This is a genomic window from Arcobacter sp. CECT 8989 (assembly GCF_004116715.1).
GTDB lineage: Bacteria > Campylobacterota > Campylobacteria > Campylobacterales > Arcobacteraceae > Halarcobacter.
This window is the reverse complement of record NZ_PDKE01000103.1, coordinates 1-409: the sequence shown is the minus strand read 5'-3', so window position 1 is coordinate 409 and position 409 is coordinate 1. Positions and strand designations below refer to the sequence as shown.

Genomic DNA, 409 nt, shown 5'->3' with positions numbered 1-409 from the left:
AAAAATGGCAGGTCTCTAATAGGCAAAAATAATAAGAGCAAATTACGCAACGTGTGTATAAATAAAACCTTACATCCCACCAAGTACTGAGTAGAAGAATACCACTACCATACCAATAACAACCACTGTAATGACATCATATTGTAAGAATCTAGAGAATACAATACCAACCCCTCGCATTTGTCCAGCAACATATGTGAACGAAACGACGATAACAGCAACAACTGCAACAGTTCTTGCTACATTTGCGGAGTATCTATCACCTACGAAATCAGGTACTGTAACTTTCCCAACTTTTCTTCAGTAAGGAGCTAATAACATCGCAAGTAGCACGTATCGCCCTGTCCCACCCCCTACGTAAGCACCACACTCAGAACCTTTATCTGCAATGCTACCAGCTAATGAACAT

General features: G+C 40.3%; 1 pseudogene. It reads right to left on the bottom strand.

From position 1 onward, the window contains the following. Positions 1-69: 69 nt before the first annotated feature. Positions 70-285, bottom strand: a pseudogene (locus CRV02_RS15110) (cation acetate symporter); the annotation flags it as partial. Positions 286-409: the final 124 nt, after the last annotated feature.